The organism is Pedobacter sp. ASV1-7 (assembly GCF_040203335.1).
Classification (GTDB): Bacteria; Bacteroidota; Bacteroidia; order Sphingobacteriales; family Sphingobacteriaceae; genus Pedobacter.
Window position 1 is genome coordinate 37875 of sequence record NZ_JBEHBV010000006.1, and the last position, 15340, is coordinate 53214.

Consider the following 15340-nt stretch of genomic DNA (forward strand, 5'->3'; position numbering starts at 1 on the left):
CAACTAATGAAATGTTAAAGAGATGTTTTCGATTTAACTAATTTGTCTTTTTTATGGATGATTCCGGCCGACAAACCTCCCCTTTCCTAATAAAAAATCTATTGCTCTAGCTATATTGCTATCAATGCTTTGTACTGTTTTTAAATTATCAATATATCTAACTATTTCCTTTTTTAGAGAAGGACTTAAGCGCTCATATACCACTTTTGCTTCTTGATTCTGATTTAAGGCCTCTATTAATTTAGGGTGAGGCTTTATCGTTCTATCAGACTGGTCTAATTCAATAGAAATACGAATTACTTCACCAATCCGTTTTGGTGAGTTTTTAAGCATATGGGTATTGATATAGAGTCTCCATAAACCACTATACTTTAATAAAGTTTGTTTGTAAGGGATTTCATTAATCATTCCGCAAACTGGAATTGTACCTTTATTTTTTCCCGCTTGTTCAAAGATTCCGGTTAAAACATCCTCAGGCAATAATACATAAGGATTGATTCCAATAATTGCTATTTCAGCTTTGAATTTAAACATCATAATACCCCTGATTATATTGGGCAGCTAATTTTCTTTTAATTTTGAGAAAACCCAACTGATCACAAAAAAACCTACACCAGTAATAACTGGTGGCCACATGATTTTAGGACCCGACATACCAAAATAAATTATTGCTATACCCAATATAACTAATAAAAATACTGCAATGTTTAGTATGGTTCTCTTCTCCATCTGCTTTATTTAAAAATTGAATCAATGCAATATAACACCTATTAATAAGCTTTATTCAATAGCTTAAAACTAAATCCATTTAAAATAGTTAATTTAAACAAGTTCAATAAATGATTTTACTATGAATCCAATGACAACCGTTTCAGAAATACTGAATAAATTAAAAAATGAAGGATATACTGTAGACTTCAATTTAAAAGAAAACTGCCTGGAATGTCAGGGTAATTATTTGCAGTTAATGCCAGGAGAATTTGAAGTGGACAGAACTTTTCGATTTGAAGGACTTTCTGACCCTGCAGATGAAGCTATTATATATGCTATATCATCCGAAAAACATGGAATAAAAGGTACGCTCATAAACGGCTATGGAATTTATAGTGACAATATTGTTGATGAAATGGTAAAAGCACTTAACATCTCAAAAAATGATCCTGAAATCATGTAAATATTTAAGCCTTTGAATTATAATTCAAAGGCTTAAATATATTTGTCGTGTTTTTATATTACTTCAGTTCCGCATCTGCCCGTTTTTGTCTATCGACAATCGTTCTGGCTAACAACCTTGTAATTTCCTGATCTTTTGGATCGGTTGAATTGATGTAACCAACCCATGCCTTATGATCCTGGTAATATGTTAAAGGAAAACTTTCCCATACCCCGGCATCTTTAAAATCGTTATAATATTCCATAAAAATATCTCTTTTTTTATAGTTATACTTTACTAAAGCACTTTCATCAAATTCAAATTCTAAAGACATTCCATTTAATTTAGCATAAGCTACAGCATCCTTAACCTGAATGACTCTGGTATCTTTAAAAAACACATTTGGCTGTTGATAAGAAATATCAAACCCTTGCTTTTTCCAGTCTGGCCTTACGCCTGCACCCCAGTGTGGTATGTGATAGAATTTATAATTGGGACTTTTAGTACGGATATATGATTTTACCGTTGGTAACATCACCTGTGAAATATATGCAGTTTCAGGAGTCCAGTAAAAACCTGCAAGCTCCAGATTCGTAGGATTTAAAGCAGCCCATTTTAGCAAAATCTGGTCAATATACCATTTCAAGGCATTCAAACGATCTGTTTGAGAACTAAAATTTAACTGTTTCCCATCCAATACCCCCCAATCTTGTTGCCCCGGAGCAGGCTCAGGTAAACAAATAACCACCTGTCGTTTTCTTTTAGGTGCCCCGATTAAAGCACTTTTTACAGTAACTAATTTATTTAAAGCATCAATTCCATTATCTGTAGTAAACTGTCTGGCTAACTGATTCTCCCATTCTACCTTTCTACCTAATTTACCTGTAAACTTATCTGGATAAATTGGGGCAACCATGTCTCTACCTGCACCATCATTAGATTCTATAATTAAAAAACCATCAAACAACCAGTCTTCTTTACCAGATTCAGGATCAAGATAGGTTACATAAGGTGCCAGTTCTGACTGAGTCCAGGTAGGTCTGTGCGACCCACCTTGATAAATCAACATCATATCCACCGCCTTAGCAGAACTTAATGTCATTGGAGCTATAGTTTCCGGTAAAGAAACGCCCATATTATAATCAATCTTTTTACAGCCATTTAAGATCAATAATGCAATTGTTAGCCCGAGTAAAATATTTATATATATACTTTTCATTTTAATGTTTATAAAATGGTATCACAACTAGTTAATTTTCTTTGTCAACTTATAAGCCCTCAAACCTGAATTCGCATACAGATAATATAATATTCCTGTCCCGTCTGCATTCTGTTTGAACGAAAAGCCTATATGAGGAGTTGTATTTCCGGTGCTTTCTACTGGGAAAGTTGCACTTTGAAAAGGCTTAAATTCTATCCCTGCATCAAAGCGTTCGGTCTCATTCATCTCTATTCCTTTTGGATTGGTGATATCAAAAATATAGAACGAAGTATTGGGTGTAGGCACGGAACCTGCGTAATACTTTGCGCCATTGAAATTAAAAACAATCGTTCTATATGGTAATACACCGTCTGTTGTAGAAAACGTATACTGAATATTATTACCAATGTATTCCCAGCCTCTTTGTGTCTGACTAACCACATAACCATCTGTTGGTAGTGGCCCCAGCGGATTAACATTAGCTGTTATGTTACCAAAAGTCTTAATAGTCAGTGGAAAAGTATACTCTATTTTATCAGGGGTATTAGATTTTAATTGTCCATTGGTATATACCCACCTGTAAATAATTTTAGAACTGGCAAGTGGAAGGTAAATCACGGCATCTTTACTAATGTCGCCATAAACACTCAATAAACAACGTCCTAAGTTTCCTCCAGAAGCCGGCCAATCGGCTGCCGGAATAGTATAATTTACGATTGTTTCGGGAGCAGCAGAGTTTACAGTTTCCCATTTATAAATTTTAAATGCTGTTGCTGTTGTAATTACATTTGCGGCAAAGATTCTTCCTGCTTCGTCATTTGCAATCTGATGAATTGCACCAGGGTGGCCTGCCAAAACACCTTTCGGATCACCTGTATAAGCGTCCAGGACCTGAATAACACTGGTGTTTGCTACTAAAACATTTTCACCACTAACAGCCGTAGCATATTGCTGATGTAAAGTCCATCCATAGCTGCTATGTTTTTTCTCGAACAACAGTTCAATTTTATCAAAGCCTGGTTTAGGCTGTCGAACTGTAGTTTTTACCGTATATTCTGTAATAGCACTATTAGTTCCCTGGACTTTTAGAATCACATCATTGCTAAAATCCATGCTCTGCCCTTCAGTATAATTTAAAATAGTGGTTCCCTTGGCGACTATAATTTGAGGGATCAGGGTTGCAGGAGATGAACCTATTGGTAGACTCACATTAATGTTCCTACCCAGCATAGCCACCACAGCTCCCTCAACATTTGTAATTTTGAACCTGATAATTGAACCTTCCACTTTTTCCGGGCCCAATTCTGTATCAGGCAAACAAGCCATCATACTTGCAGTCATTACTGCAAAAAGTAATCGCGTGCAAAATAATTTTATATTTTTCATAATACCGCTAATATTTTATTGTTTGATTAAACTCCACATCACACCGTTGATGTTATCATCTCCAAACTGCCTTTGAATTGCATCTGTTAAATTTTTCTCATTGTAATAGGCCTCCTGTAAATAATACTGATATCTATTAGGGATCTTTCCGTCATTTTTATTCACATTACCAATTCTAAATACCGGATAACCAAGTTCTGAGCTGGTGTTGCTAATATCAAAGCCCTTCACCCGGGTTCTCCTCTGGTTCCATAAAGCTTCATAATTAGAACTTTGGAAATACCCCACCCATCTTTGAATATTGATTTGTTTTAATCCAATAGCATTGTCATATTTCACATTCCCTGCTAAGAATGTATTGATATCGGCAGTGATTACCCCATGGTAAAGACAAGAAGATCTTATTCCTTCGTTGTAAAAAGTTTCAGGATTTCCTGTAATCCATCCCCTATAAGAAGCCTCAGCCAAAATAAATTGCAATTCACTGTAGCTTAACTGCATATAGCTAACACCAATGGGTTGTGCAATATACCTTGAATTGATTTTAGATGTAGTAAGCTCTAATGGTGAAGAAACACTTGTCGCTACACCATGATCAATAGATTTGTAATTATCATGAACTGTTGAGTTTAATCCAGCGGGTGAAGTTGGCACCTCAAAATATTTAAATAACCGAGGGTCTTTATTCGTTTTTAAAACATCACCCAAGGTAGTACACATCCGATAATTTTTAGCATCTGGAGCTGTGTACCAATAGTGATAAGCACCTGTAGCATTATAGTATTTAAACTCACAATTGTCGACATTTCCTGCCATGATCGGATACTTAACAGGATTTTCATAAATGCTTTTGAACTGGTTAACGATATCCAGTCCAGAATCTCCCGTCTTAAGCGATAATGACATCAGGACTCTTAACCTAAAAGTATTCACCAGCTTTTTCCATTTCAACAAAGTACCGTCAAAAATGATGTCACCAGTTATAGTTCCAGTAGCCGGAATCAACTCATTTGCCTCTTCCAGTTCTTTCAATACACCGATATAAATATCTCTTTGACTATCATACTTAGGTGAAAGGATACCTTCACTTGCTTTCAAGGCCTCTGAATATGGCAGATCTCCTACTTTTTGAGTTGCCTGAACAAATAAATAAGCTCTAAAAAACTTAACCAAACCCAAATAATAGGCAGGGGCATTTTGTCGTCCGATTTCATACTTCAGCTTCTCGACATTTCTGAGTATATTATATTCCGACAGAGCATTTCTACCGAATTCATATGTTATTTCATTTAATGCACCTCCGTTTAAACTCACATAAAATTGTGACGCCTGCTGGGCAGCTTCTGCAACACTGGTAAAAGTGGAACGGCTTATACCTGTAAATAAAGTTGAGGGTGGTACTATTGTAGAACTGTTTTCATTTTCAATATCATTAAAGCCTTTAGTACATCCACCTAAAGCCAGTACAGATAATGCTATATATAATAATTTAAGTTTCATGTTTTTGCTATTAAATGGTGATCACTATAAAGTAATATTGATATTGAAACCAATATTTCTGGCAGAAGGTCCCTGGCCTGCATCGTTATTATCAATATCCGGATCGGTATACAAAACTCCGGTCCACAACCATAGGTTTCTGCCTACCAATGATACTGAAGCACCTTTTACTCCTGCTTTAGCCAAAAGCTTTTTAGGGAAAGAATAACCAATTGCAAATTCCCGGAGCTTTAAATGAGTTGCATCAAAAGCGTTTAAGTTATAATTGTTTTTATAAGCCTTTTGTACCCATGCATAATAATCAACACCTACATCATTTGGTGCATATTGTCTGGAATCAAAAACTATATTCTCTCTAACATCTCTGATTACCTCACCTCCAATCACCTTTACCCCAGTACCTACAAAAGGCAATTCTCTTACATCACCTTGTGCAGTTTGCAGTGCCGATCCTGATATCATCATATTTGCATACATATAGTTGTACATCATTCCTCCTAATCGTCCATCAATATTGATATTCATCGACCAGTTCTTGTATTTAAATCTATTAATGAAACCGAATACTAATTTTGGATCGAAATATTCGTTCTCACCTATCGGCTGATAGACAGTGGTCATCTCTGGCAAGCCATTTTCATAGATAATGTCACCGTTATCATTTTTCACAAACTGTAATCCCCTGATTCTACCTATTCTTTCTCCTACTCTATAATAATCAGCATAATAATTCTGACCAGGAGCCAATGCATATACATATTGTTTGTAGTAACTCAGATTTAATGTAGAACTCCAAGTGAAACTTGCATTACTGATTGGCGTACCCGTAATGCTATATTCAAATCCTTTCGTTAAGATACCAGCCCCATTTTGTCTGACACCAGTATAACCTGAAGTATGAGAGATGCTCGTGGTACTGATTTGATCCAGACTTTTTTTCTCGAAATAAGCCATATCAAAACCTAGCCTATTGTTAAAAAATCTGATATCAAGTCCAAGTTCGGCATTTTCACTCTTTGAAGGTCTTAAAGAAGCAGCAAATAAGCTGGCCGATTCAGATGCAGTCGGATTACCATTATAACTTCCAATTGTATAAACCTGGTCGTTCCAGAATGCATCAACATCATTTCTACCAACTGCCCAGGAACCTCTAAGCTTTAAGAATGAGATCTGCTTAGGCAAATGAACCATTTCTGATACAATAGCACTTAAAGATACTGATGGATAGAAATAAGAGTTGTAAGGGCTTTTCAACGCACTTGACCAGTCATTTCGACCAGTAATGCCTAGATAAATCTTTGATTTATAATCCAGGTTTAAAGTTCCGTAAAAACTATTTACTATCTTTTTAGAACTGTTGTTTGAAGCTGAATTATAATCAGTCTTGTTGGAAAGGTTATAAAAATCAGATACAATTAATGAAGCTGCACCAGCTGACAGTCCGCGACTCGTAATAGATCTATAGTTTCCACCACCCAGGGCATCTATCCCCAACTGATCATTGAAATAACGTTTGTTAAACCGTAATAACCATTCAGCATTCATATCTGTAGAACGTGTAGAACTATTGCTATAGCTACCATCAGGGTTAGAGGTTGCAGCCAGATTTCCCTTATTCTCTTTCTGTTCCTGCTGAATAGAATTATAAAGTTGTGAAATACGGGCCTGGAAATTCAAATTCTTATTAAACTCATAATTTGCTTTAATCCAACCTGTAAGCCGATCTCTGTTATAAACATGGGTATTTTCATTTAAAATCCAGTAAGGATTATTTCTTGAAGAAACCCATGTCCTTTGGGTTAATCCTTCTTTTCCTTCAACCCAATAATTCTTTAAGTCCTGAATATCAACATTGGGACCAAGGTTGTTACCGATATGCAGAATAAAGTTATCCCAGCTATAACCTGTATCTTCATAATTATCTGACGCCAGATTATTATAACTGATTTTGGCATCTATCCTAAATTTTTTATTAAACAGATAGCCCCCTGAAAAATCGAATGTTTGATTTTTCAGATTGGTATTTGGTGTATTTCCTTTTCTAAAAATATTGTTATAACCGACTCTAAAATCTCCCTGGTCATTGTTACCACCTATTGAAAATGAATTGTTTAGTGTATAACCATTTTCCATGATCTCCTTGATCGGATTAGTATTTCTGGTAATCCAGGGTAAAGGAATGAGCTCTTGTGTTATCGGATCTCTCGGACTATTCCATTGTACATATTCTACAAAACCACTAGCTGTTGATGGATCTGGTTGATTTAATTTTGGTCCCCATAAGTTCACCTGGTTAGCAGTGGCAGAATACTGCCCGGCAAGCCCCTGGCCATATGTAGTTTGATATTCAGGAAGTACAACATAACCTGCATTAAAAACTGCTGACGAATTCACATTGATAGACAAACCCTGAGGGTTATTACCTCCTTTTTTAGTTGTAATCATGATTACACCATTAGCACCCTGAGCGCCATATAACGCGGCACCAGTTCCTCCCTTAATAACATCCATTTTATCTATATCATCTGGGTTGATAGACCAGGTATCTGTTCCCATAGGTACACCGTCAATTACAATTAATATAGATGATGAACCTCTGATGTTAAAAGATGGGGCCTCAAAGGTTCCTGTTTTATTATAAACTGTTAATCCGGCAATTTGTCCGGTTAAAGAGGAGATGATATTTGGTTCTTTAACCTTTTCAAAGGCTTCTCCTTTAACTTCCTGAACAGCATAACCCAATGATTTCTTTTCCCTTTTAATCCCAAGGGCTGTTACTGCGACTTCATTTAACGCACTTGGCATCGACTGAAGTATAACAGTAATTGGGTTTTCGTTACTAACAGCTATTTCTTGAGATTCAAACCCTATATAGCTGAATAACAAAACAGCAGTAGCTTTAGGTGCTCTGAGAGAAAACTTTCCATCAGCATCTGTAACTGCTCCAACATTTGTTCCTTTAAGTCTTACACTAACCCCGGGCAAAGGAAGGTCTTTAGTATCTGTAACTTTCCCTGTTAATACAGTTTGTGTAAAAGTCTGATCAGTTCTGAAAATTTCGAGATCTTTTCTTTTTACCAACACCGTATTTTTATCAATGTAAAAATTAAGAGGCTGGTTACTGAAACATAAATCCAGAGCCTCCTTTAATGGCATGTTTTCAATATTTACCGTAATCGGCTTAGAAACTTTCAGATCTTTTGAATTGTAAAGAAAATCGTAACCTGTCTGTTTCTGCACCTGAGCAAAAAATGCAAGCATAGACATATCGTTTGCTTTCAAAGTGATCTTTTGAGCATAACTGGATGCACTAACCTGCAAGATAGTTAGTAGTAACAAAACACTTGTCAGTTTCATTATAAGCAAAATTTTATGCAAAGCACAGGCGGGCCTGCTGCTTGATATTGCAGTGGAATTTTTATACATTTGGTTGTTAGGTTAATTAAAATTTTGATTGTTTCACGCAATAAAATAAATTATCTGGCCCGATTTTTCGGTAACCGGGAGTGCAACGAACACTTCCGGTATTTTACTAGATAATTGTAATAAATGATTGGTATCAGTCTAAAACAATGACCCTCCTTCCTTCGAGTTTAAAGTGTAAATTCCCTATTTTTTCCAGTTGAATAAGCAGATCATTTAAGCTCTTGGTTCTGTAAGACATGCCTCCTAGTTGCTGACTCTGCTTGGTATTCCTATATTCTACTTCTACGTCATACCATCTTGATATCTTTTTAAGGATGCTTTTAATATCCTCATCATTAAATCTGAAGTAACCATTATGCCAGGCCATCACATCCTCCACATTCACTGTTCTTACTGAAATATTATCAGAACCATTCATCACTACAGATTGCTGACCAGGTACCAACAAGGACTTTCTATTGTTCTTTGAAACACTTACTGAACCTTCTAAAAGTGTTGTAGTAAAATCGGGATCATCATCATAGGCCGAAATATTGAAATGGGTTCCCAATACATCTACCCTGCTACCTTTTGCATGCACATGAAATGGTGTATTTTTATTATGAGCAACTTCAAAGTAAGCTTCGCCATTAAGAGTTACAATTCTATTTTTACCAGAGAACTTAGTTGGAAAAGTGAGTGATGAAGCAGAGTTTAACCATACCAAAGTGCCATCGGGTAGTATTATATGATATTCTCCCCCTTTAGGTGTTTCTATAGTATTGTTACCTGCGGTCAGTTGTCCTGACAATCCTGAGTTTGAAAGATCATATATCAGTTGTCCACTACTTGTTTTCCGGATAGATACGTTTCCTTCATTTGCCAGTTCACCGACTGCTACTTCATTTAAATTGATCTTTTGTCCATTGGCCAGTGTCAATATTGCTTTTTTTGTTCCTGGAGCAATCGCCACCTGTGCCTGATCAGTATGAGCAGGTTTATTTTGACCCGAACGACTAATAAAGAAAATAACAAATAAAGCGATAACTATTAGCGCAGCGATACGTAACCAGGTATAACCAGGAAGTTTTTTGTGTATAGGTGTTACAATTTTCACCTGATTGTTATCGATGAAACGCGGATCCTTTTTAATTTGTGCTAAAACTTGTTGTGCTTTAGCTCCTCGAAACAATGGGCCACCACCTGCCTCCCGTAAATGCGGATCAATTAACTCATCGAGTTCCTCTCTTTCTATTTCTTTATAGTAAGAAAGCAAATCTCTAAAATCTTCGTCGCTAATCGTATTGTCCAAATACGACTTTAACAGAGTTTGTAGTTTTTCTTTGTTCAAATTGGTTTATATTTTCTCCTTTATAAGGAATGGTTATATAAGAGAACTGAAAAAGAGGATAATAGGACTAGTCCAACCTAAAATAAATTTTAAACGCTATAGACCAATGCTATAAAATAGATTAGATCTGAATACTTTAATTGTGCTTTTAACGTCTTTAAAGCCTCAACAATGTGGTTTTTCACAGTGTTTGGAGAAATATTCAATTGATTTGCGATTTCCTGATGAGACAAGCCTTCTACGCGGCTTAATTTAAATATAAGCTGCTGTTGTTTGGGCAATTTGCTAATTACATTTTCAGTAAACTGCTCCAATTCATTAGCTAATATCTCCTCTTCTGTTGTATTTCTAATCGCATGAATCTCTTGGAGTAATCTTTCTGATAATACTGAGGATTTACAGATTATTTTATAGGCATCAAGCGATAATCTTTTTGCAATAACATATAAATATAACCACATGTTCCCAGAAGAATCTAATCGCTCACGATTCAGCCAAAGCCTGATAAATGTTTCCTGAACAATTTCTTCACTTTGCTCATCATTTTTTAAAACACGAAATGCCAGTCGGTAAACCTTTTCGGAATATTGATTATAAACCATATTAAAAGATGACTCATCTCCTTTAATAAGTTGTTCAATGTTTATATGTTCCGAGTCTTTATGCACCTATAGTTTTTAATTCTACTTATCTAAGGATTAAAGCTAATCATATTTTCTATTTCATTTCCAATAGTTTCAGACCTAATATAAAAAAACAAAAAATTAAAGTTCAATGGAATCGTAAACTGTCAAAAAATGTTAATACAAAACAGGCCTTTAAATCTTACGATCTAAAGGCCTGTTCTCAGCAGGGCTGAATTAAAATATTCACATGAGCATTAACCCAAAAAGAATCTCTCCAATTCTAATGGCACAATATATTTTCCGTCTTTATAAACGCGCATATTTCCACCAGAAACTTCGTCGATCAACATAATTTCTCCTGTTGTTTTATCCTTACCAAATTCCAGTTTAATATCATAAAGCTCTAAGTTTTTAGTGGCTAATTCTGTCTTAATTGCTCCACAAATACTTTTAGTTAAAGCCTTGATTTCTTTATAATCCTCATTTGAAAGGATACCTAACATTGCTAAAGCATCTTCAGAAATAGTTGGATCACCACGTTCATCATCTTTAATTGTTATTTCAACGAAAGAATCCAGTTCTTGTCCTTCTTCACAGTATGCTCCGTATCTTCTCAGGAAGCTTCCAACAGCTTTGTATCTGCAAATTACTTCTAAACCTTTACCAAACATATCCGCAGTTTTCACAACCATACTTACATCGTCAATATCTGCAGATACATAATGAGTATTTACACCATTCTTTTGTAAGAGTTCAAAAAAATGTTTGGTCATTTTCAAACCAGATTTACCAGCACCGTCAATAGTTAATCCAACAGTATTTGCACCAGGATCAAAAACTCCGTCTGTACCTGTTACATCATCTTTAAATTTCAATAATACCTGGTTATTTTCCAGGCTATAAACGTCTTTCGTTTTGCCTTTATAAATTAATGTCATAAATTATTATGTATTGATTCCAGGCAGCAAAACTAACACAATATAATCTTATCTTTCAGTGTTATCTTTTTTTGAACGTTATAATTTTATGAAAACATTGTTCCTGATCAACATTCTATCTTTTTTATTTTTCTCCGTCTTTGCTCAACAGACAGGAAAAATACCTGCCCCAACAAATTTTAAGAGAATAAATGTAGAAACAGGTTCATTTTCTTCCTGGTTGCGGAATACAAAACTTAAAAAGGATAATACAGTTTACCTTTACAATGGTAAGAAAAAACCAAACCAACAAGCACAATATGCTGTATTAGACATCAGTATCGGAAAGAGAGACTTACAACAATGTGCTGATGCTTGTATGCGCTTATACGCGGATTGGCTATATGCAAAAAAACAATATGATAAAATTTCATTCTTAGCAACCGATGGGACAGTTATGGATTATAGTTCCTGGCAACAGGGTTATAGATTCACTTTGCGACAGGGAAGATTATACAAGGTGAAATCGACAAGCCCTTCCAGTGATCGTGTTTCCTTTGATAAATACCTCGAAACTGTATTTAGTTTTGCAGGGACAATCTCTCTGACTAAACAACTACATCCTGTTTCCGATATCGATGATATTCGCCCTGGAGATATTTTTTTACAAGGTGGTTCTCCCGGACATGCTGTTATGGTAATGGATATGGCTATTAACAAAGCTGGAGAAAAACGTTTTTTATTAGCTCAAAGCTATATGCCTGCTCAAAACATCCATATATTAAAAAACCCTAATTCAAATAGCCCCTGGTACAGCAATAAAATCACAAGAGAATTAAAAACACCTGAATGGACTTTCAAAAAAGGAGACCTATACCGCTGGCCTTAAAAGACCTGATTTACGACTAACTCCGAATCTCTCTACGCATAAACAAATAGTATGAAAGTGCAAAACAACCTACGGTTGCTCCTATCATACCACTAACCTGTGGCCATACGATCATTAAACTCTCCTTAAAAGGTAGTGGCGCAGGAATTGCCCCTGCCATTTGTTCCATAGTCATCGGACCAAGACTTCGAACAGAGGGCATCAGCATGGTAGTGCTTGCATCTGTGTAAAGCTGGTTAGGTGCTATGCGTAGTATATCCAGAATTAACTCATTGTAACCCAACATTTGATCTTGTGTTAAGAAGGCCGGATCAGGTAACAATGATCTAATTGCAAGGTTAACAACAATTTGATAAAACACAGTAAAAAATAACCATATTCCTATTGCTGTCAGAGCCGAAGTTGCTGCTTGCCGGAATCTGATCGATAAGACCATTGACAAGCTTAGCCAAAAACCAACATAAGTTATGCTGATTACAATAAATCCTATTATCCGCAGCAACTCCTGGGGTTCCATTCTTACTCCTGTCAGAACTAGTCCTCCGCCTATCATCAGCAAAACAAGAATTAAGAACAGTGCGCCTACCAACATAAGAGCACTTACAAATTTAGCCAGCAGCAAATTGTCTCTATATACAGGCTGTGCCATCAACCTTGTAAGTGTTCCCTTATTCTGTTCCGAATTTACAGCATCAAATCCCAGACTTATACCTAATAAAGGGGCTAAAAAGCTCAAAAACACATGAAATGGAGGCGTACTATTATCTGTGGTAGTCAACAACTTAAGATATAAAAAAGTATGATCCGGATCATTAGTATTTCCTATGGCTGACCGAATATTGCCTAAAGACACGTACATCGAAGCAATGAATGTTAATATTATTAATCCAATCAGAATGATGAAGCGCCAGCTTCTGATATGATCTGCCATTTCTTTGTGTACCATTACACTAAAAGGGCTGTTAATTCGTGTTTTTTTTGATGTCTTAGAAAGAGTTTGATTCATCATTGTCTTCAATTAATGTCCTCAAAATATTTTTGATAGATGTCATCCAAACCATAATCCTTTTGGTATACACCCAGAATATCGTAGCCCTTTTCAACAAAAAAACGGACTAATTCAGGGGTAATCACCTGTTCACATTCAAATTCAACTGTATTTTTAGTTATCGTGATCTGTTTAATGGTTTCCCATCTTTGCAATTCTTGTTCAAGTGACCATAATTTAGGAATATCATTAGCAAAGCTAATTGATACAACATGCTCAGGTTTACCAAATAAATTACGCGATAAAGTATCAATATTTCCCTGGGCTAATAATTCTCCTTTTACAAAAATTCCCACCCTATCACATACTTGTTGGACATGATGTAAATGATGTGAGGAAAGTAGAACCGTGAGTTCCTGTTCTTTACTTAAGCGTTTAATAAGGGTAAGAAACTCCCTTACTCCATTAGGGTCTATTCCTAAAGTTGGCTCATCAAGGATAATTACATCGGGCTGCTTAATTAATACATCAGCCAATCCTAAACGTTGTTTCATCCCACGTGAAAATGTAGAGGTTTTTTTATTCATAACTGAAGAAAGTCCAACTATCTCCATAACCTCTGTTGTACGAATCTTGATTTCATTTTCAGTCAGCCCATTCAGCCTCGCGATATACATTAGGTTCTCCAATGCAGTCATGTCATCATAGAAGCCTAAACTATCAGGCATATAACCTACTTTTCTCTTTACAGAAATAGGGTTATTTGTTGCATTGTAACCGCAAACATATGCGAAACCACTTGTTGGATCGGTAAGTCCTAACATCATTAATATTGTCGTTGTTTTTCCGGCTCCATTTGGTCCCAGCAATCCAAAAATTTCCCCTTTATGGATATCGAGGTTAAGATTATTTACAGCCTTTTGAGAGCCATAACACTTAGTAAGGCCCTTGAGTTGTATAATAGGATTCTTCATGGCCTATCTCCTACCGTACTTACGGATAAGATAATACACCAGGAAAGCAGCCAACAGGATTACCATTATGCCGATCCAGCCAGAGAGTAATGAGGTAGTCACCACCATTCTAAAGGCAGCCTGAGAATTACCATTGCTATTTGTTGCGGTGAAGGTAGCAGCATAGTCACCAGCTATTGTCTTATCCGGAACTTTTAGTTTTGCTGTTACGGCGATTGACTTTCCTGGCTCCAACTGCTTAACTTTTGCAGGTTCAAAGCTAGCTTCCCAATTGGTAGGCAATTGCGATGAAAGATCAATGTCGTTCAATGGTAAGGTACCAGAATTCTTTATTTCCAATTGTATTTCCTTCTGGCTACCAGAGCTAAGTTCTTCACTCAATTTTCCTGTTGGTGTAGTCAATGCTATCCCATAAGAACCCTTTACAACAGCCTCCAGGTTTAGAGATAATGTATCAGTATTAGATATTGCTTTTACAGGTATATTGTATTTTCCTGGTTTTGTTGTTGCTGATGCATTCACTTCTATAGCTATATCACGAGTAGCACCGGGATCCATGTTAAGAGACGTAACCTGGCTACCATCAACCTTATAACTAATTATCCAACCGATTGGTAAATTTGTTTTGAATTCAAAGACTGCCAATTTCCCAGAACCATTATGCAGACTTGCATTGTAACGAAATGTTTCATTCGTAGCGGCCTCGATATTTATCAGCTTTGCTGTAAAACCTGATGAGCCGTTAACGATAGCAACTGGACTCTGAGCCTTTGAGACCAGGCAAGATGTAAAAAGAAATAGGAAAGCGAATAATGATTTGAACCTTGTACAAGGTTTGGTTAAGGAGATTTTTGTTAACATGATCTAAACACTAAAATTTATAATAATAGGTAAAAAATGTCTATTCAATAGGCTCGTAAAGCGGGAACAAATCAAAAAAAGAAAATATT

The 15340-nt window shown here is 36.0% G+C and carries 14 protein-coding genes; 2 read left to right on the forward strand and 12 right to left on the reverse strand.

Translation table 11 applies throughout. The annotated features are described in order from the left end of the window. Window positions 1-51: 51 nt before the first annotated feature. Both ABDJ41_RS14580 and ABDJ41_RS14585 read right to left on the reverse strand, forming a co-directional pair. On the reverse strand, window positions 52-537 hold the full coding sequence (locus ABDJ41_RS14580) for a YdeI/OmpD-associated family protein (protein ID WP_349786797.1): 486 nt from the start codon (window positions 535-537) through the stop codon (window positions 52-54). 24 nt (window positions 538-561) lie between these two features. Continuing rightward, window positions 562-729: a hypothetical protein gene (locus tag ABDJ41_RS14585; protein ID WP_349786798.1), complete on the reverse strand. Its 168-nt coding sequence runs from the start codon at window positions 727-729 to the stop codon at window positions 562-564. A gap of 121 nt (window positions 730-850) precedes the next feature. On the opposite strand from ABDJ41_RS14585, the gene ABDJ41_RS14590 reads away from it, so the two are divergent. Next, entirely contained in the window at window positions 851-1174 is a 324-nt protein-coding gene (locus tag ABDJ41_RS14590) for a phosphoribosylpyrophosphate synthetase (RefSeq protein ID WP_349786799.1), read from the forward strand. 58 nt (window positions 1175-1232) lie between these two features. Here the strand turns inward: ABDJ41_RS14590 and ABDJ41_RS14595 are convergent, their stop codons facing one another. The 7 genes from ABDJ41_RS14595 to ABDJ41_RS14625 all read right to left on the reverse strand — a co-directional run bounded on the left by ABDJ41_RS14595 (window position 1233) and on the right by ABDJ41_RS14625 (window position 11560). Next, complete coding sequence (locus ABDJ41_RS14595; RefSeq protein WP_349786800.1) at window positions 1233-2372, reverse strand: DUF4855 domain-containing protein; 1140 nt, start codon at window positions 2370-2372, stop codon at window positions 1233-1235. 27 nt (window positions 2373-2399) lie between these two features. Continuing rightward, entirely contained in the window at window positions 2400-3740 is a 1341-nt protein-coding gene (locus ABDJ41_RS14600) for an SGBP N-terminal domain-containing protein (RefSeq protein WP_349786801.1), read from the reverse strand. A 15-nt stretch (window positions 3741-3755) separates the two neighbouring features. Beyond that, complete coding sequence (locus ABDJ41_RS14605; protein ID WP_349786802.1) at window positions 3756-5240, reverse strand: SusD/RagB family nutrient-binding outer membrane lipoprotein; 1485 nt, start codon at window positions 5238-5240, stop codon at window positions 3756-3758. A 24-nt stretch (window positions 5241-5264) separates the two neighbouring features. Beyond that, window positions 5265-8597 carry a SusC/RagA family TonB-linked outer membrane protein gene (locus ABDJ41_RS14610; protein WP_349786803.1) on the reverse strand — a complete coding sequence of 1111 codons (3333 nt, stop codon included), beginning with the start codon at window positions 8595-8597 and terminating at the stop codon, window positions 5265-5267. A gap of 202 nt (window positions 8598-8799) precedes the next feature. Beyond that, the gene (locus tag ABDJ41_RS14615) at window positions 8800-9996 is read right to left on the reverse strand and encodes a FecR family protein (RefSeq protein ID WP_349786804.1); all 1197 of its coding nucleotides are present in this window, start codon (window positions 9994-9996) and stop codon (window positions 8800-8802) included. An 89-nt stretch (window positions 9997-10085) separates the two neighbouring features. After that, window positions 10086-10664, reverse strand: coding sequence for an RNA polymerase sigma factor (locus tag ABDJ41_RS14620; protein WP_349786805.1), 579 nt, complete (start codon window positions 10662-10664; stop codon window positions 10086-10088). 212 nt (window positions 10665-10876) lie between these two features. Then, on the reverse strand, window positions 10877-11560 hold the full coding sequence (locus ABDJ41_RS14625; protein WP_349786806.1) for a phosphoribosylaminoimidazolesuccinocarboxamide synthase: 684 nt from the start codon (window positions 11558-11560) through the stop codon (window positions 10877-10879). Between the two features lie 88 nt (window positions 11561-11648). Here ABDJ41_RS14625 and ABDJ41_RS14630 point away from each other — a divergent pair, with 88 nt between their 5' ends. Beyond that, window positions 11649-12428: a DUF4846 domain-containing protein gene (locus tag ABDJ41_RS14630; RefSeq protein WP_349786808.1), complete on the forward strand. Its 780-nt coding sequence runs from the start codon at window positions 11649-11651 to the stop codon at window positions 12426-12428. A 16-nt stretch (window positions 12429-12444) separates the two neighbouring features. On the opposite strand, the gene ABDJ41_RS14635 is transcribed toward ABDJ41_RS14630, so the two are convergent. The 3 genes from ABDJ41_RS14635 to ABDJ41_RS14645 are packed head-to-tail and all read right to left on the reverse strand — an operon-like array spanning window position 12445 to window position 15251. After that, window positions 12445-13437, reverse strand: coding sequence for an ABC transporter permease (locus ABDJ41_RS14635; RefSeq protein WP_349786809.1), 993 nt, complete (start codon window positions 13435-13437; stop codon window positions 12445-12447). A 5-nt stretch (window positions 13438-13442) separates the two neighbouring features. Then, window positions 13443-14390, reverse strand: a complete 948-nt coding sequence (locus ABDJ41_RS14640; RefSeq protein WP_349786810.1) for an ABC transporter ATP-binding protein — start codon at window positions 14388-14390, stop codon at window positions 13443-13445. A 3-nt stretch (window positions 14391-14393) separates the two neighbouring features. Then, complete coding sequence (locus ABDJ41_RS14645) at window positions 14394-15251, reverse strand: COG1470 family protein (protein WP_349786811.1); 858 nt, start codon at window positions 15249-15251, stop codon at window positions 14394-14396. Window positions 15252-15340: the final 89 nt, after the last annotated feature.

Coding starts and splice junctions, on each gene's coding strand:
- ABDJ41_RS14580 (WP_349786797.1), bottom strand. CDS start 537: ATGATGTTTAAATTCAAAGCTGAAATAGCAATTATTGGAATCAATCCT.
- ABDJ41_RS14585 (WP_349786798.1), bottom strand. CDS start 729: ATGGAGAAGAGAACCATACTAAACATTGCAGTATTTTTATTAGTTATA.
- ABDJ41_RS14590 (WP_349786799.1), top strand. CDS start 851: ATGAATCCAATGACAACCGTTTCAGAAATACTGAATAAATTAAAAAAT.
- ABDJ41_RS14595 (WP_349786800.1), bottom strand. CDS start 2,372: ATGAAAAGTATATATATAAATATTTTACTCGGGCTAACAATTGCATTA.
- ABDJ41_RS14600 (WP_349786801.1), bottom strand. CDS start 3,740: ATGAAAAATATAAAATTATTTTGCACGCGATTACTTTTTGCAGTAATG.
- ABDJ41_RS14605 (WP_349786802.1), bottom strand. CDS start 5,240: ATGAAACTTAAATTATTATATATAGCATTATCTGTACTGGCTTTAGGT.
- ABDJ41_RS14610 (WP_349786803.1), bottom strand. CDS start 8,597: ATGAAACTGACAAGTGTTTTGTTACTACTAACTATCTTGCAGGTTAGT.
- ABDJ41_RS14625 (WP_349786806.1), bottom strand. CDS start 11,560: ATGACATTAATTTATAAAGGCAAAACGAAAGACGTTTATAGCCTGGAA.
- ABDJ41_RS14630 (WP_349786808.1), top strand. CDS start 11,649: ATGAAAACATTGTTCCTGATCAACATTCTATCTTTTTTATTTTTCTCC.
- ABDJ41_RS14635 (WP_349786809.1), bottom strand. CDS start 13,437: ATGATGAATCAAACTCTTTCTAAGACATCAAAAAAAACACGAATTAAC.
- ABDJ41_RS14640 (WP_349786810.1), bottom strand. CDS start 14,390: ATGAAGAATCCTATTATACAACTCAAGGGCCTTACTAAGTGTTATGGC.
- ABDJ41_RS14645 (WP_349786811.1), bottom strand. CDS start 15,251: ATGTTAACAAAAATCTCCTTAACCAAACCTTGTACAAGGTTCAAATCA.